At 36.8% G+C, this 16,756-nt stretch carries 18 protein-coding genes; 3 read left to right on the forward strand and 15 right to left on the reverse strand.

From position 1 onward, the window contains the following. Positions 1 to 59: 59 nt before the first annotated feature. From phoU to IGM09_RS07275, 13 genes are all read right to left on the reverse strand, one after another. Positions 60 to 737, reverse strand: a complete 678-nt coding sequence (phoU, locus tag IGM09_RS07215) for a phosphate signaling complex protein PhoU (RefSeq protein ID WP_002357304.1) — start codon at positions 735 to 737, stop codon at positions 60 to 62. 14 nt (positions 738 to 751) lie between these two features. Then, on the reverse strand, positions 752 to 1,510 hold the full coding sequence (pstB, locus tag IGM09_RS07220) for a phosphate ABC transporter ATP-binding protein PstB (RefSeq protein ID WP_002357303.1): 759 nt from the start codon (positions 1,508 to 1,510) through the stop codon (positions 752 to 754). Positions 1,511 to 1,520: 10 nt separating this feature from the next. Beyond that, positions 1,521 to 2,330, reverse strand: a complete 810-nt coding sequence (gene pstB, locus IGM09_RS07225) for a phosphate ABC transporter ATP-binding protein PstB (RefSeq protein WP_002357302.1) — start codon at positions 2,328 to 2,330, stop codon at positions 1,521 to 1,523. Positions 2,331 to 2,346: 16 nt separating this feature from the next. Continuing rightward, positions 2,347 to 3,231, reverse strand: coding sequence for a phosphate ABC transporter permease PstA (gene pstA, locus IGM09_RS07230; RefSeq protein ID WP_002357300.1), 885 nt, complete (start codon positions 3,229 to 3,231; stop codon positions 2,347 to 2,349). Next, entirely contained in the window at positions 3,231 to 4,151 is a 921-nt protein-coding gene (gene pstC, locus IGM09_RS07235; RefSeq protein ID WP_002357299.1) for a phosphate ABC transporter permease subunit PstC, read from the reverse strand. Before pstC ends, pstA begins: the two co-directional genes overlap by 1 nt. Before the next feature lie 122 nt (positions 4,152 to 4,273). Continuing rightward, complete coding sequence (locus IGM09_RS07240) at positions 4,274 to 5,128, reverse strand: phosphate ABC transporter substrate-binding protein PstS (protein WP_002357298.1); 855 nt, start codon at positions 5,126 to 5,128, stop codon at positions 4,274 to 4,276. A gap of 175 nt (positions 5,129 to 5,303) precedes the next feature. Further along, entirely contained in the window at positions 5,304 to 6,188 is an 885-nt protein-coding gene (gene ftsX, locus IGM09_RS07245) for a permease-like cell division protein FtsX (RefSeq protein ID WP_002360154.1), read from the reverse strand. Beyond that, complete coding sequence (gene ftsE, locus IGM09_RS07250; RefSeq protein ID WP_002361935.1) at positions 6,181 to 6,867, reverse strand: cell division ATP-binding protein FtsE; 687 nt, start codon at positions 6,865 to 6,867, stop codon at positions 6,181 to 6,183. Before ftsE ends, ftsX begins: the two co-directional genes overlap by 8 nt. A 105-nt stretch (positions 6,868 to 6,972) precedes the next feature. Continuing rightward, a protein-coding gene (gene prfB, locus IGM09_RS07255; RefSeq protein ID WP_104662261.1) for a peptide chain release factor 2 occupies positions 6,973 to 8,074 on the reverse strand; the annotation gives its coding sequence in 2 pieces (ribosomal slippage) (positions 6,973 to 8,001 and positions 8,003 to 8,074; 1,101 coding nt in all). A gap of 76 nt (positions 8,075 to 8,150) precedes the next feature. Further along, positions 8,151 to 10,688, reverse strand: coding sequence for a preprotein translocase subunit SecA (gene secA, locus IGM09_RS07260; RefSeq protein ID WP_002381826.1), 2,538 nt, complete (start codon positions 10,686 to 10,688; stop codon positions 8,151 to 8,153). Positions 10,689 to 10,943: 255 nt separating this feature from the next. Then, complete coding sequence (gene hpf / locus IGM09_RS07265) at positions 10,944 to 11,495, reverse strand: ribosome hibernation-promoting factor, HPF/YfiA family (RefSeq protein ID WP_002357293.1); 552 nt, start codon at positions 11,493 to 11,495, stop codon at positions 10,944 to 10,946. Between the two features lie 138 nt (positions 11,496 to 11,633). After that, a complete protein-coding gene (locus IGM09_RS07270; protein WP_033625002.1) occupies positions 11,634 to 12,320 on the reverse strand; it encodes a ComF family protein in 687 nt (228 codons plus the stop codon). Beyond that, positions 12,310 to 13,626 (reverse strand): DEAD/DEAH box helicase, encoded by a 1,317-nt coding sequence (locus IGM09_RS07275; RefSeq protein WP_033625004.1) that lies wholly within the window; start codon positions 13,624 to 13,626, stop codon positions 12,310 to 12,312. Before IGM09_RS07275 ends, IGM09_RS07270 begins: the two co-directional genes overlap by 11 nt. 271 nt (positions 13,627 to 13,897) lie before the next feature. Between IGM09_RS07275 and IGM09_RS07280 the strand changes: the two genes are divergently transcribed. Then, positions 13,898 to 14,614 carry an AAA family ATPase gene (locus tag IGM09_RS07280; RefSeq protein WP_010712529.1) on the forward strand — a complete coding sequence of 239 codons (717 nt, stop codon included), beginning with the start codon at positions 13,898 to 13,900 and terminating at the stop codon, positions 14,612 to 14,614. Positions 14,615 to 14,938: 324 nt separating this feature from the next. On the opposite strand, the gene IGM09_RS07285 is transcribed toward IGM09_RS07280, so the two are convergent. Beyond that, positions 14,939 to 15,274, reverse strand: coding sequence for a PTS sugar transporter subunit IIB (locus tag IGM09_RS07285; RefSeq protein ID WP_002360150.1), 336 nt, complete (start codon positions 15,272 to 15,274; stop codon positions 14,939 to 14,941). A 120-nt stretch (positions 15,275 to 15,394) separates the two neighbouring features. Continuing rightward, entirely contained in the window at positions 15,395 to 15,682 is a 288-nt protein-coding gene (locus tag IGM09_RS07290) for a DUF7662 domain-containing protein (RefSeq protein WP_002357286.1), read from the reverse strand. A gap of 69 nt (positions 15,683 to 15,751) precedes the next feature. Between IGM09_RS07290 and IGM09_RS07295 the strand changes: the two genes are divergently transcribed. Further along, positions 15,752 to 16,486, forward strand: coding sequence for a YigZ family protein (locus tag IGM09_RS07295; protein ID WP_033625005.1), 735 nt, complete (start codon positions 15,752 to 15,754; stop codon positions 16,484 to 16,486). Continuing rightward, positions 16,476 to 16,709: a DUF2829 domain-containing protein gene (locus tag IGM09_RS07300; protein ID WP_002357284.1), complete on the forward strand. Its 234-nt coding sequence runs from the start codon at positions 16,476 to 16,478 to the stop codon at positions 16,707 to 16,709. Before IGM09_RS07295 ends, IGM09_RS07300 begins: the two co-directional genes overlap by 11 nt. Positions 16,710 to 16,756 lie beyond the last annotated feature (47 nt).

The following is a 16,756-nucleotide window of genomic DNA, read 5'->3' on the forward strand; positions in this document are numbered from 1 at the left end:
TAAAAAAACTAGGAATTGGTCTAAAAAAGGCCGTCTCCTAGTTTTTTTATTTGTTTTTCTTAAAATTGTTCGTCACGATTACTATTCAATTCGGTAATTTTACCAGTTGCCAAGTAAACAATCCACTCACAAATATTTGTGACATAGTCGCCAATTCTTTCCAAGTATTGTGCCACATGTAGATAATCAGTTCCGCTAATGACCGTTTCTGGATTAGCTTTCATTGCTTCTACGGCATGTTTGTAAATACTATCGAAATATTCATTAGTACGATCATCCATTTGTGCAATCATTCGTGCATCTTTTTGATCCGTTTTAACATAGGCGATTAAAACATTATCCACCATTTTTTTCACATAATCAGACATATCTGAAATTTCTTTTTCGATTTCAGGAATACGTGTTTCTCCTTTTAAGCGAATCGTTGATTTAGCAATTGAAACGGCATGGTCCGCCATTCTTTCTAAATCCGAACTAGCTTTCATAACAGTAATAATCATACGTAAGTCTGTTGTCACTGGTTGTTGTAACGCAATCATTTCAAAACTCTTTTTCTCAAGTTTGACTTCCATATCATTAATTTCAATATCGCGATCAATCACTTCTTGAGCCAATTTTTTATCATGATTAATATATGCCTTAACAGATTTATGGACGGCACTACTAACCATCATACCCATTTCATAAAATTGATTGTGCAGATTCAATAGTTCTTCTTCAAATTGTGTCCGTAACATTCTTTTTCCCCCTTTTAACCAAATTTACCAGAAATGTAATCTTCTGTTTGTTTTTCTTTTGGATTTAAAAATACTTTTTTCGTGTCATTAAATTCAATTAAATCACCTTGTAAAAAGAAGGCCGTTTTATCAGAGATCCGTGATGCTTGTGACATATTATGTGTCACCATAATCATGGTATATTTCTCTTTTAATGTTAACAGCATGTTTTCAATTTTACCACTAGAAACTGGGTCCAAGGCGCTAGTTGGTTCATCTAATAAAATAATATCCGGTTCCACAGCTAAAACACGAGCGATACAAACCCGCTGTTGTTGTCCACCAGAAAGTGAAAGTGCACTTTTGTGAAGTTTATCTTTGACATCCTCCCAAACGGCAGCAGCTTTCAAACTGGTTTCAACTGCTTCATCTAAGACTTGCTTGTCTTTGACTCCTTTTAGGCGCAAGCCATAAATAACATTTTCATAAACTGAAAATGGAAATGGATTAGGTTGTTGGAAAACCATGCCAATTTCTTTACGTAATTCAACGTTATCTGTTTTCGGTCCATAAATATCTTTTCCTTTATAGACAACACTTCCAGTAATAGTTACGTCTGGGATTAAATCATTCATACGATTCAAGCAACGTAAATACGTTGACTTCCCGCAACCAGAAGGACCAATCATGGCAGTTAATTCTCCTTGATTAAAAGTTAAATCAATGCCTTTCAATGCTTCTTTTTTCCCGTAATATAAATGTAAATCTTTTGATGAAATAATTTCTTTGCCCATCTTGCTCCTCCTAACCAAAATGTCCTGAAACGTAGTCTTCCGTTGCTTGAATTTTTGGTCGTGTAAAGATTTTTCTTGTATGGTCGTATTCAATGACTTTACCCATATAGAAGAAAGCTGTATAGTCACTAATCCGCGCCGCTTGTTGCATGTTATGTGTCACAATGATGATCGTGTAATCATCTTTTAAATTCACTAACGTTTCTTCAACCGTTCCTGTTGAAATCGGATCTAACGCGCTTGCCGGTTCATCTAACAACAGAATATCTGGTTTCATCGCAATTGCCCGAGCGATACACAAACGTTGTTGTTGCCCACCAGACAGAGCTAAGGCGCTTTTGTTTAAGTTATCTTTCACTTGATCCCAAAGTGCGGCTTGCTTCAAACTTGTTTCAACGATTTCATCTAATTTTTTCTTATCCTTTTCACCATGCTGTTTCAATGCGAATGTGATATTTTCATAGATAGATTTACTAAATGGATTGGGCCGCTGAAAAACCATGCCAATGCGTTTTCTCATTTCGTAGACGTCAACTTCTTTCGTATTGACATCGACATCTTTATACATGATTTTTCCAGTAACACGTGAATTGGCAATGCCATCGTTCATACGATTTAGCGAACGTAAATACGTGGATTTACCGCAACCAGAAGGTCCAATTAAGGCGGTTATTTTGTTCTTTTCAAATTGTAAATCAACACCTTTGATAGCCTCATTGTCCCCGTAAAAGACATGTAAGTCTTCCGTGTGTAACGCAATCGGGTCTTTTTGGCTATCTAGTTGAAGTAAATGGGTATCATTTAAATTGTATTCTTTCATGCTAATTCCCCTAACATTAAGCTGATGTCATTCTCTTATAAAGACGGTTGCCGATAAAACGAGCGCCGAAATTGAAAAGTAAAACTACTAAAATTAACACAGCGGAGGCACCTGCTGAGACCGCAGCGCCATCTGGCATCGTTCCTTCGGTATTAATTTTCCAAATATGCACAGCCAACGTTTCCGCTTGACGGAAAATGCTAATTGGACTTGAAACGCTCAATGGATTCCAATTACTGAAATCTAAGGCAGGTGCGCTTTGTCCTGCTGTATAAATTAACGCAGCGGCTTCACCGAAAATCCGACCAGAACTCAAAATAACACCTGTCAAAATTCCTGGTAACGCTTCTGGCAAAATAACTTTTTTAACTGTTTCCCAACGTGAAAGACCTAAGGCTAACCCCGCTTCACGCTGTGTATAATGAATGGCTTTCAAAGATTCCTCAACATTTCTAGTCAATAATGGTAAGTTAAAAAATGTTAATGCTAACGCACCTGATAAGATTGAAAAGCCATATCCGATTTGTACAACGAAAATCAAGAAGCCGAACAGCCCGACAACAACGGAAGGCAATGAACTTAAAATTTCAATCGAGGTACGAATTAAATCAGTTAACCAATTCTTTTTCGCATATTCCGATAAGTAAATTCCAGCACCCAATGAAATTGGAATACTAATAATCATTGTAATCAATAGTAAATATAGTGAGTTAAAAAGCTGAATACCAATCCCGCCACCAACTTGATAGGCTCTGGATGGTTGTGTTAAAAATTCCCACGAAATATGTGGAATTCCTCTAGCTAAAATGTAAATCAGTAAGGCCGCCAAAATTAAAACAATGACGCCAGATACGGCATATAAGATACCTGTTGCGATTTTATCTGCTTTTTTTGCATTCATTATTTTAAGGCTCCTCTCTTACCGATAATTCGGATAACAATGTTGAATAGTAAAGACATCAACAATAGAATTAAGGCTAAAGACCAAAGAACGTTGTTTTCTACTGTTCCCATAATTGTATTCCCAATCCCCATTGTCAAAATACTTGTTAGTGTCGAAGCTGGTGTCGTCAAACTAGTTGGCATCACAGCTGCATTTCCGATTACCATTTGGATTGCTAAGGCTTCACCAAACGCACGAGCCATACCAAAGACAACCGCAGTTAAAATACCAGGCACAGCTGCCCGCAAGACAACTTTATAAATCGTTTGCCAACGCGTAGCACCAAGCGCCAACGACGCTTCACGATAATGTCGAGGCACAGCTTTTAATGCATCTACGGTCATCGTAGTAACCGTTGGTAAAATCATGACAAATAGCACAAACGTACCAGCTAAAATACCGAAGCCAGTTCCGCCAAAGATTGAACGGACAAAAGGAACAATGACAGATAAACCAATAAATCCATATACAACAGAGGGAATCCCTACAAGTAATTCAATAACTGGTTGTAAAAATTTCGCTCCTTTTTTAGGTGAAATTTCTGTCATAAAAACAGCCGCTCCAATCGCAAATGGCGTCGCAACAATCGCTGACAAAAACGTTACAATAAAGGAACCCGCAATCATTGGTAAAGCCCCAACCATGGGTTTACCGTCTGCGCCGATATCACTTGGGTTCCAGTTTGTTCCAAATAAGAAATCAAACACATTAATCTTATCTTTAAAGAATGTAGCAAGTCCTTTACTTGCAACAAAATAGAAAATTGAAACAACCACTGCTACAATTAAGGCAATACATAGGAAACTAATAAATTTCCCTCGTTGCTCCATCTTGGCTCTTTTCGATTTTGTTAATAATTTTTTCTGTACATCTTCCAAGAATATTTCCTCCTCAAACAATCCAACTTTTACAGATAAAAATAGTGTACCTTTTTTACATCAATTTGTTTTTAATAACATGTAAATTTTATGTTAATTTTGTAAATTTTGTGTTAAGAGAATTATTTAATGACATTTCCTTGCCAATCCCGTTCAATTTCCATTTTCGAAACAGGAATATACCCTAATTGACCAATCACACGTTCTTGGATATCATCTGACAACATAAAGTCTAAAAACTCTTTGGTTAAATCACTTGGATTTTTACGAGTGTACATGTGTTCATAAGACCAAATAATCCATTTATTGTTCATTACATTTTCATCTGTTGGCTGAACACCATCAATGCTTAACGTAGCTACTTCATCAGTAACATATGAAAATGCGGTATAACTAATCGCTCCTGGTGTATCAGAAACAATGGAACGAACCATGCCGCTGGAATCTTGTTCTTGCGCACGAATGGCTGTTTTATCTCCCAAGACCCACTTTTCAAAAGTAGCGCGCGTACCACTACCGGCCGCTCTATTCAAAATAACAATTTTTTGGTCTTTCCCGCCAAGTTCTTTCCAGTTTGTTACTTCACCTAAAAAGATTTTCTTTAAATTTTCCATTGAGATATCTTTGACACCGACATTTTTGTTAACGATTGGTGTAATCCCAACGACAGCAACTTTATGATCAATTAAGTCTTCCGCTTTGATGCCCTTTTTCTCTTCTGCAAATAAATCAGAATTACCAATGTCTACCGCGCCAGATTGGACTTGACTCAAACCTGTTCCGCTTCCGCCACCTTGGACATTAATAAATCTTCCTGGATTTTGACTTTGATATTCCTCACTCGCTGTCTCTACTAATGGTTGTAAAGCTGATGAGCCTACCGCTGTGATGGATTCACCACGATCAATCCATTTTGCACATCCTGTTAAAGTAAGTATACTTGCCAAACCAATAAATAATAGCAATCTTTTTTTCATCGATTCATTATTCCTCCAATTAATTTCAATCTATTCTATTTTACCATTATATGTAGGACTTGAAAATTATAAGTTATCAATTTGTTGGTACAACTGAGAAAACTCTTAAATTAAATAACAAGTATTTTAAAACTAAAACAAAAAAAGCTCTCCAAAATGGAGAGCTTTTTTTCGTTTAAATTTTCAAGAAACGACGCATTGAAATAACTGAACCTAGTGATCCAATAATCATTCCTGTTGCAATCATTAATAGATTGACTTTCCAGATAAAATCTTCTGGACGAATTAATGAATAATTCGAACGCAATAACTGCGGGTTAAACATGTTATAAACTTGATGGTAGCCTAACGTCATAATAATGACTGGCACGATTGCGCCAATCAACCCAATCCAAGCACCTTCTAAGAAGAACGGCCAACGAATGAAACTGTTTTTCGCTCCTACAAGACGCATAATTTGAATTTCTTTTTGACGAGATAAAATCGTAATCCGAATGGTATTGGAAATTAAGAACACTGCAACGAATAAAAGTAATGCAGCAGCTGCTAAGCCCCAAGTTCGAACGGTTTGAGCGATTTTAAAGATTTTGTCTGAGTTTACACCACCGTAATCGGCTTTAAAAACACTTGGGAATTTAGCTGCTTGTTTCGCAATATCTTTCGTGTCTTCTGGTGTTTTTGCACGGACATAATACACATCGTATAATGGGTTACTGTCGCCTTCGAAAAGATTCCAGGCATCCCCCATTTGTTCTTGGATTTTTTTCAATTGTTGATCTTTGTTTGAATAAGAAATATCTTCAACATTGTCTAATCCTTTAAGTTGTTTTTCTAATGTTTTCATTTCATTTTGTTTTGTACCAATATCGACAAAAACTGACACTGTCACGTTTTTTTCGACATCATCAGCAAGTTTCGTTGCATTAAAAATAACGCCCATAAAAATACCAACTAAAACTAATGTAATTGTAACCGCACTTGCTGAGGCAACAGTCATCCAACCGTTCCGTTTTAAACTTTTGATACTTTCAAATAAATGAGAAAAGAATGTTCTAATCATCGTAGCCGTATTCTCCTTCCACTTGGTCACGGATAATGCGACCATTTTCAATGGCAATAACACGGTGACGAATCGTATTTACAATTGTGCTATTATGCGTTGCCATCACGACTGTTGTTCCTTGTGCGTTAATCCGGTCCAACAATTTCATGATTTCCCATGAATTCTCTGGATCTAAGTTTCCAGTTGGTTCATCGGCAATTAAAACTTTCGGTGTATTTACGATTGCTCGTGCAATGGATACCCGTTGCTGTTCCCCACCAGAAAGTTCGCTTGGAAAAACACGTACCTTATGTTTTAGACCGACTAAATCTAAAACTTCCATCACGCGTTTTTTGATTTCGCGAGGACGTCGTCCGATAACTTGCATCGCATAGGCCACGTTCTCATACACAGTTTTCTTTGGTAATAGTTTATAGTCTTGGAAAACGATGCCGATTTCACGACGTAAATAAGGAACTTCTTTATTTTTTATTTTCATTAAATCATGACCCGCAACTGTTAAATTACCTTTTGTTGCTTTTTCTTCACGATACATTAATCTAATAAAGGTTGATTTCCCTGCACCTGAGGGACCAACCACATAGACGAACTCGCCTTGGTCAATCTCTACTGAAATATTCCGAATCGCTGTTGTACCATTCGAATATTTCTTCATTACATCTTTCATTTCAATCATGGCGTTCTCTCCATCTCTTTTTTCTTCAATCCTACTCATTATAACATGTCAATATTGCAAACTTCTTGCATTAAGTTACATTTTTATTTCAATTTAATGAAGAGCTTAACTTAAGCGCTGTTTTAAGTAGGCATCAATGAAACCATCAAGGTCTCCATCCATCACAGCTTGTACATTGCCGGTTTCGTAATTTGTCCGATGGTCTTTGACCATTGAATACGGATGGAACACGTAAGAACGGATTTGTGAGCCCCAGCCAATTTCCATTTGTTCACCACGTAAACTTGCTGCTTCTTGGGCTTTCTTTTCCATTTCCAATTGATATAATTTGGCTTTTAACATACTCATTGCTTGCTCACGGTTTTTTAATTGAGAACGTTGTGCTTGGCTTGCGACAACGGTACCTGTTGGAATATGTGTGATTCGAACAGCCGATTCTGTTTTATTAATATGCTGACCACCAGCACCACTTGCTCGATAGGTATCAATTTTTAAGTCATCTGGATTGATCGCAATTTCTATTGTGTCGTCTAATTCAGGCATTACATCAACTGAACAAAACGAAGTATGACGGCGTTTAGCGGAATCAAAGGGCGAAATCCGCACAAGACGATGGACACCTTTTTCAGATTTTAGGTAACCATAAGCATTGTAACCTTTGATTAATAAGGTGACACTTTTAATCCCTGCTTCATCTCCAGCTTGGTAATCCAACGTTTCAACTTGGAAACCGTGACTTTCTGCCCAACGTGTGTACATTCGTAAAAGCATACTTCCCCAATCTTGTGATTCAGTACCACCGGCACCAGGGTGTAATTCAATTAGGGCGTTATTATGATCATATGGCTCATTTAGTAGTAAGGATAGCTCATACGTTGTTAAACGTTCTTGCAAGAGATGAATTCTTTCTTCCAATTCTTCTTGAATCTCTGCATCATATTCTTCTTGTTGTAATTCAAACATCACCGTTAATTCGTCAAGTTCCTCAGAGAGCTGATGAAATTGTTGATATTTTTCTTTCAAACTATTGGTTTCGTTAATTAGCTTTTGAGCCGTTTCTGTGTTGTCCCAAAAACCAGGTTCTCCCATCTGATTTTCCGCCTCGGCAATGTCTTCTTCTAACTGGTCTAAGTCAAAGAGACCTCCTGAAGCTAGTAATTTTTTGTGTCATTTCGTCTAATAATGTACGAATTTCTGGGTTTTCCAAAATGATTCCTTCTTTCTTTTTATTGTAAAAAGAGCAAAGGCGGGACAAATTGCCCCACCCTGCGTTTTTTCTTTAATTAAGCGTTTCTTCCATGACAATTTTTGAATTTTTTGCCACTTCCGCATGGGCATAAATCATTACGGCCCACTTTTTTATCTACACGCACAGGTTGACGCTTCGCACTTGTGTTGCTTTGTGCAGCTGCATCTTGTTCTGTTTCTGGATGTTCCGCTTGTCCTTGAGCTACTTGCTCACGTTGGACATTTTGGCGAATTTCCGATTTCATGAATAAACGTGTTACTTCATATTCGATTGAACCCACCATATTGTTATACATAGAATAACCTTCTGTTTGATATTCTACTAATGGGTTGTTTTGACCGTACGCACGTAAGCCGACAGATTGGCGTAATTGATCCATTGCATCAATGTGATCTGTCCATTTAGTATCGACGACACGCAAGATGACAACTTTTTCAAATTCTAGCAGTTGTTCTTGACCATTCAATTGTTGAGATTTTTCTTCAAATACTTCTTGCGCACGTGCCACTAAGTAGTCTTTGATTTCTTCAGCTGATTTATTTTCTAAATCTTTTTTAGAAATCGTATCTTCATGGACAAGTGTTGAGGCTGCAAAATCGACAATCCCATCTAAATTCCATTCTTCTTTTTCTAATTGTGTATGGCTATCCACCACTCGGCCAATCGTCCGTTTTACCATGCCCATCAATACATCAGACAAGTCATTTTCTTCCATAATTACTTCTTGTCGTTGCGCATAAATAACTTCACGTTGCTCGCGCATCACGTCATCGTATTGTAAGACATTTTTACGTGTGTCATAGTTATTTCCTTCCACACGTTTTTGAGCAGACTCTACTTGGCGAGTAAACATTTTACTTTGAATAACTGCATCTTCTTCTTGCACATTCATTCGTTCTAAGAATGTTTTAATTCGTTCTGAACCAAAGCGTTTCATTAAGTCATCTTCTAAAGATAAATAAAATTGTGAAACCCCTGGATCCCCTTGACGTCCTGCACGTCCACGCAACTGATTATCAATACGACGTGACTCATGACGTTCTGTCCCGATAACCGCTAGACCACCTAGTTCAAGTACACCTAAACCAAGTTTAATATCCGTTCCACGACCAGCCATATTTGTTGCAATTGTAACTGCGCCTTTTTGACCGGCATTCATAATGATTTCGGCTTCTTTAAAGTGATTTTTCGCATTTAATACTTCATGAGGAATTTTAGCTGCGTTTAATTTATCCGAAAGTAATTCTGACGTTTCTACCGCAACAGTCCCCACCAACACTGGTTGTCCTTTGTGGTAACGTTCTTTAATATCTTCCACCACTGCATTAAATTTACTTTCTAAGGTTGGATAAAGTAAATCTGGACGATCGTCACGGATAATTGGACGATTGGTTGGAATTTGAATGACTTGAATATTGTAAATTTCACGGAATTCTTCTTCTTCTGTTTTAGCAGTACCAGTCATCCCGGCTAGTTTTTTGTACATCCGGAAGTAGTTTTGGAACGTAATCGTCGCCATTGTTTTTGTTTCATCTTCAATTTCGACGCCTTCTTTTGCTTCAATCGCTTGATGCAAGCCATCAGAATAACGACGACCATCCATGATACGACCAGTAAATTGGTCAACAATTAAGACTTTATTGTCTTGAACCACGTAATCAATGTCTAATAACATGATATAGTTTGCCCGTAACGCTTGATCTAAATGGTGCGTTAATGCTGTATTTTCAATATCGTACAGGTTATCCAATCCGAAAGTTTGTTCAGCTTTTTCAATCCCTGCTTCTGTTAAACCAATTGTTTTAGACTGAATATCAATTTTGTAATCTTCGTCTTCTTTTAAGCGTTTGACAAAATTATCGGCACGCGTATAGAGTGCTGTCGATTTTTCAGCTTGTCCAGAAATAATTAATGGGGTTCTTGCTTCATCAATTAAGATTGAATCCACTTCATCGACAATTGCATAGTTTAATGGACGTTGAACCATTTGGCTGCGATAAACAACCATGTTATCACGCAAATAGTCAAATCCTAATTCGTTATTTGTACTATAAGTGATATCACAGTTATACGCTTCACGTTTTTCATCAGAAGATTTAGAGTTAATGTTTAAGCCAACGCTTAAGCCTAAGAAATTATATAATTCTCCCATTTCGTTAGAGTCACGGGTTGCTAAGTATTCATTAACTGTAACAACGTGTACTCCTTCGCCAGATAGTGCATTCAAGTATACAGGCATTGTGGCAGTCAAGGTTTTCCCTTCACCTGTTCTCATTTCAGGAATGTTCCCGTCATGAAGCACAATCCCACCCATTAATTGGACACGGTATGGGAATAAACCTAGTACACGTTTAGCAGCTTCACGGACAACCGCAAACGCTTCTGGTAATAGTTCGTCTAAGGTTTCCCCTTTTTGATAACGGGCTTTAAATTCATCTGTTTTTTCACGTAATTGTTCATCGCTTAGTTGTTCCATTGCACTTGCATGTGCATCAATTTTATCGGCGATTTTTTCTAATCGTCTTAATTCTTTTTTATCGTTTTCAATCATTTTTTTCAAAAAATTTGCCATTGGTATCTGTGTTCCTTTCAATTACCTCTTTTTATTTTTGTATCCTTTTTGTACAAGAAGCACAATCTATCCGTTTTATTTTATCATTACTTGACGAGAAAGAAAACCATTTCTCTCTATTTTACAGACATTTTCCTTTAAAAGAGGAACTTTTAAAGTTATTTTATGTATTTCTTTATTTTTTCTTTACTCCGTGCTTTAAAGATGTTTAAAGAGCTGAAATGCACGAAGGCATTTCAGCTCTTATTTTAAGCTTTAGTCTGTTTCAATCAAGCCATATTTGCCATCTTTACGACGGTAAACAATGCTTGTTCCATTTGTTTCAGCATCTTCAAAAATGAAGAAGTTGTGTCCTAACATGTTCATTTGTAAAACAGCTTCTTCACTGTCCATCGGTTTTAATGATAGACGTTTTGTACGAACGATGTCTAATTCTGAAGGTGTTTCTTCTGTTTCTTCACCAACTAAGAAGACAGCGGCTTTTGTATTGTTACGTCCTGTTTCACGAGATTTTCTGTTGATTTTTGTTTTAAATTTACGAATTTGTCGTTCTAATTTATCGACAACCAAATCAATACTTGCGTATAAATCAGGTGACGTTTCTTCAGCTCGTAAAACTAGATAAGGAAGAGGAATAGTAACCTCGACTTTGGCTGTTTTTTCAGTGTACACTTTCAAATTCACGTGAACCGTTGCTTCAGGTGAATCGCTGAAATATCTTTCTAATTTACCGACTTTTTTCTCAACATAGTCTCGAATCGCTTCGGTTACCTCGATATTTTCTCCACGTACATTATATCTAAACATAACAATTACCCCTTTCATCTACCAGTAAAGAAAAGATTAAAGGACCACTCTTTAATTCCCTTCTTCTTAATTTCATTATATCGAATAATCTGGGTTTTGCCAACAAAATAGTCATCAAATTTATGAATTCTTTTCTTTTTATCGCGCGAGAGTAAACGTATTCAAACTTTTAGGATAACAGTCATTGATAACAGCCGCTGCGTGAAAAAGAGTTCGTCCAGTGGTATAGATGTCATCCACCAAAATAACAGAACATTTTTTTAATTTTTTTTGGTTTTCTTTTTGGATGGCAAATGGTTGTTGCAACTGCATCCTTTCCTTTCTAGTTTTCTTAGATTGCGGAACATTTTCCTCTTTTCTAATTAAAAAAGGGCTGTACGGAACATCAGCCGCTTCTAGTAAGCCAATTACTTGGTTGAAGCCTCGTTCTTGCATTCGTTTTTCGGATAAGGGCACCGGAATAATATAATCCGCAGATTGTTGCTGAAAGTAAAAGTTGATTTCCTCGTTAAAACACATTCTTAAGCGATAGTCTCCTTGAAATTTATAGCGTTCCATCCACTCTTGCATTCCTTCATCATAATGAAACAACGCTGCATTATGAAAAGAATACTCTGGATAAAGCAGCTGCCACCTTCGACAATCAAAACAATAGCGCTCTTGGCTGACTCGACTACAGCCAAAACAAGTGCCTATCATTGGCAGTTTCTGGAACTTTGCTTGGCAGTGCTGGCAAAGTGAAGGCCTCGCCCATTTTTTAAAACGTAAGAGCATTTTTAATGTTATCTCCAAACGAATGGGCTCTGCGCAATTTTTACAATCCATCTAACATCCCTCGTTTGCTAGCCAAGCGATTCATTTGCTTTATTTGCCGAATCGCCTCTTTCATATCTCTTGTTTCCCCATCATGTAAAAATAAAACTTCGCCGTAATTGAATTCTTGTCTTCGATCGACTCGGCCCGCAATTTGGACAAGTGTTGAAGAAGTGAAGACTCGATGATTAGCACCATAAACAATAACTGAGACAGCATCAAAAGTCACACCACGTTCTAAAATGGTTGTAGTGATCAAAATATCCGTTTTCTGCTGACGCATTGCTTGAACTTTTTCTAGGCGAAGCTCATCACTACCATAAACGGCGACAACTTCTTTGTCGGAAAATCGCTCAGCTATTAATGCATGCAATTGGTGAATTAATGAAATGCTTGGGCAAAATAGTAAAACTGAATTACGCACCAATAAACGTTTCAAATGATGTGCAATGATTTTAATATTTTTGCTAGAAAGACGTTGCCACGACTGAACCCAAAATCGGCGTGGCACAGGTAATGGCCTACGATGATATCTTGCTGGCAAAATACTGGCTGCTAACTTTTTTTGCTGTAAAAGCTTCCGCAATTCTTTCGTAGGCGTTGCTGTTAAGTACACCAAACTACTTCTTTTTTTTCGTGCGTTACGCACTCCATAATAAAGATGTTCGTTATTAACAAAAGGAAAAGAGTCGACTTCATCAACGATAAGTAAATCAAACGCTTGATGGAATTTCAATAATTGATGGGTGGTGCAAATCACTAGTTTCGTATAACGATACGATTCTTGACTGTTTCCGTGGAGTAAAGCAATTGCTTCATGAGGAAAAACCGCTTGGATTCTGGGAAACAGTTCTAAGCAAACATCGACACGCGGCGAAGCCAGCGCAATCCGCCCCCCTTCTTGTAAGGTTTGGTGTAAAACAGCAAATAACATTTCTGTTTTGCCTGCACCTGTAACTGCCCACACTAAGCGATTCTCTCTTATTTTTGCTGTCTCACAAAGTTCAACCGAGATCGCTTGCTGTCCCTTTGTTAATTGTCCAGACCACTCAAAAAAGACAGTTCTTGGGCTATTGGGCCTTTCTGGTAAATGACAAAATTTTTGACAAGAAGTCACACGGTCTAATTGAATGCATGCATGACAGTAGTATGCATTTATCGCCAATCTGTTTTCTTTTTTGGATACGACTTCTCCGCACCGCTGACATTGAATTGTTAGGGGGGAACGCTCTAACATTGTTGGTAAATAAACCAGTTTTGTCTGTATTGAAGGTTCTGTTTCTTCAATAATTATTTTACGTCCATGCAAATCTTCCATGTTAACCACCTCATTTATAAAATACGCATTTCTCTAGCTTTTTTACGAAAAAGGAAATCTCCCACCGTTATCTTTCTATTCTTATCTAGTCGTTACCTACTAAACAAACTCTTGATACGCTTTATTGTTTACACGAATCTTCCACTTTCGACTTACCTATATGCAGATTTTTTATAACAAATTTATCTACCTTTAAAGAAAAATTAATGTTAAAGTATATCTAGTAATCCAAGCTTTAATTTGAAAAGACTAGAAAGGAGCAAGCTTTATCATGGAAAATATTTTTTTAAAAAGACTAGAACTCAAAGCTTTTGAAGAAGATTCTGTTTTTTCAAAAATTGAAGGGCTGAATAAATTTAATTCACTAAATTTTAAAAAACCTATTACTTTTTTTTCAGGTGAAAATGGAACTGGAAAATCCACTTTATTAGAAGCAATCGCAGTCAATTGGGGATTTAATCCTGAAGGCGGTAGTATTAATTTTAATTTCTCTACAAACGATACTCACTTGGATTTACATAATTATTTAACTGTTGCAAAAAGTGTAAAGCGTGCTACGGATGGCTTCTTTTTAAGAGCTGAAAGTTTCTACAATGTTGCTACATATGCAGAAAATATAGACTTAGATTTTTCTGAATATGGCGATAAATCCCTACATCATCAATCACACGGCGAAAGTTTTTTGAATCTGGTGAACCATCGGTTTAGAGGAAATGGTCTGTACCTGTTAGATGAACCTGAAGCGGCTCTCTCACCTCAACGCCAACTAGCCTTAATGATATCTATAAAAAAACTAATTGATGAGGGGTCTCAGTTTATTATTGTCTCTCATTCACCTATATTACTTGCAATGCCTGACTCACAAATCATTTCTTTTGATAAAGATAGTCCTTTAGAAATCACGTATGAAGAAAGTATGCCTTATGAAATAACCTCATTATTTTTAAACAACAAAAACAGAATTCTCTCTCATTTATTTGCTGAATAAGTCTGTTATTCGAAATGCTTATGCCATACTATAATGACTCGTATATAAAAATATTGTTAATCATTCTTTGAATTACAACTTTCAGACTACGGAAAAAGGCGTTCATTATTCAGAAAATAGATTGTTAAGTATGTTTTTTTAGTATCTAGATTAAAGTAAAAAATTAAAGACAGTTGTCTTTCTCTAGCTCACAGGACTAATTTCGGCTCTATAATTTATGGAACTGATAAACTAGAATGACTGTTTCAGCTCAATTCCAATTAACTAAAGTCATAAAAAAAGACAAGTTGCTTTTTCGAAAATTCTCGAAAAAACAACTTGTTTTTACTCTTTTTTATCTGCTTGTGCTAACAAACCCAAGGCTTGTTCCAACACTTTTTCCCCGTTCATTAAGCCGTAATCAGACATGCTAATGACATCTGTTGGGATACCTTTTGGTGATAGACGCTTTTCAAAATCACTCTTCATATAACGAACTTGTGGACCTAACAATAACACATCGACTGGATTATTTTCTAAATTCGTTTCTGCTTCCGATGCAGAAGCCGCAAATATATGGGCATCTAAGCCTTGATTAAATGCTGCTTTTTGCATTTTTGTAACAAGTAAACTAGTACTCATTCCTGCGGAGCAAACTAACATAATTGTTTTTTTTGACATTTTAACAGCCCCTTTTACCATTGCCTTTTTCAATTTTCAACATTATCTATTAAAAATATTATAGTGTAAAGTTAATTTTTGTCAATCATTCTTGTTTTTTAAAGCGGATACAATCCTGGTTTAAACGTACCATGCTGACTTCAGCAATTTATTAAATACCACATATTCTTTTTCCAAATTCACTTGAACTACTTGGTAACTCGCATTCAACCAACCATAAGCGCCCTTTTCTGGATGCTTATAATCGTTCGCCCACCAATCGACATCTGTCTTAGCAGTTTTTGGTAAACCAGAATGAGGGAATAACAATTCATCAAACTGGGTAAAGGTCAAGGTAACTTGGGAACCGCCATTCGTTTTCAAATAATGAGTAATTGTATCATATTTTTTCTGTCGTGTATGTACCATTTTCCAGCGCCTCCCTTTTCTCTATCATACCTTATTATAACGTTTTTTTCCAAAAATCTCACAAAAAAGATGAGAGAAAAAGTTGCTATTCAGTTGATTCTTTTTTATACTGACTTTATTACGAGAGAAAAGGATGCCCATATGTTAGAAAGCTATATTACAGTCAAACAAGATGGTTTCAGCGAGATTGAAATCAAGAAATCGCGGTTTATCTGTTCTGTAAAGCGCGTAACATCAGAAGAAGAAGCAAAAGCCTTTATCGCCGCAATAAAAAAAGAACATTGGAAAGCCAATCATAGTTGTAGTGCTTTTGTGATCGGCGAAAAAAATGACATTCAGCGGAGCAGCGATGACGGCGAACCTAGTGGCACTGCTGGTGTTCCAATGCTAGAAGTCTTAAAGAAAAAAGAGTTAATCAACGTAGTGGCTGTTGTCACTCGTTATTTTGGCGGAATAAAATTAGGCGCTGGCGGTTTAATCCGAGCATATAGTCATGCTCTTTCCCACACTTTAGATGAAATTGGTTTAGTCATTGGCAAATTGCAACAAGAACTATTGATTACGATCGCCTATCCTTTATTAGGAAAAGCCCAAGCCTTTTTGGAACATAGTCCCTACACGCTTAAAGAAACTATTTACACAGAGTCTATTCAGTTAATTTGTTTAGTAGATGAACAAGCAACAGAAACATTTATAGCTGAAATGACGGATCTACTTAACGGTCAGTTGACAATTGAAAAAGGCGCAACGAGCTATCACGAACTACCATTTAACGAAAAAGGAGCACAATCAAATGACATTTGAAGAAGTATTGCCACAGATTAAAGCAGGAAAAAAAGCCGTACGTAAAGGCTGGAGCGGTTTCGAACTTTTTATTGAATTACGTGATGAAATTGGCACCTCCGAAGGTGAATTTTTACAAGTTACCCCGTATTTTTTAATCAAAACTTCTGATGAAGGCTACAGCATGTTTTCACCAACACCTTGTGATGTCTTAGCAGAAGATTGGGTGATTGTTGAAGCATAACTACACACATAAGGTCTGGCAGATTACGGCGATTGCTCGTTCTTCCA

Origin of the sequence: Enterococcus sp. DIV0167 (genome assembly GCF_050541555.1) — a bacterium.
In the GTDB taxonomy this organism is placed as follows: domain Bacteria; phylum Bacillota; class Bacilli; order Lactobacillales; family Enterococcaceae; genus Enterococcus; species Enterococcus faecalis.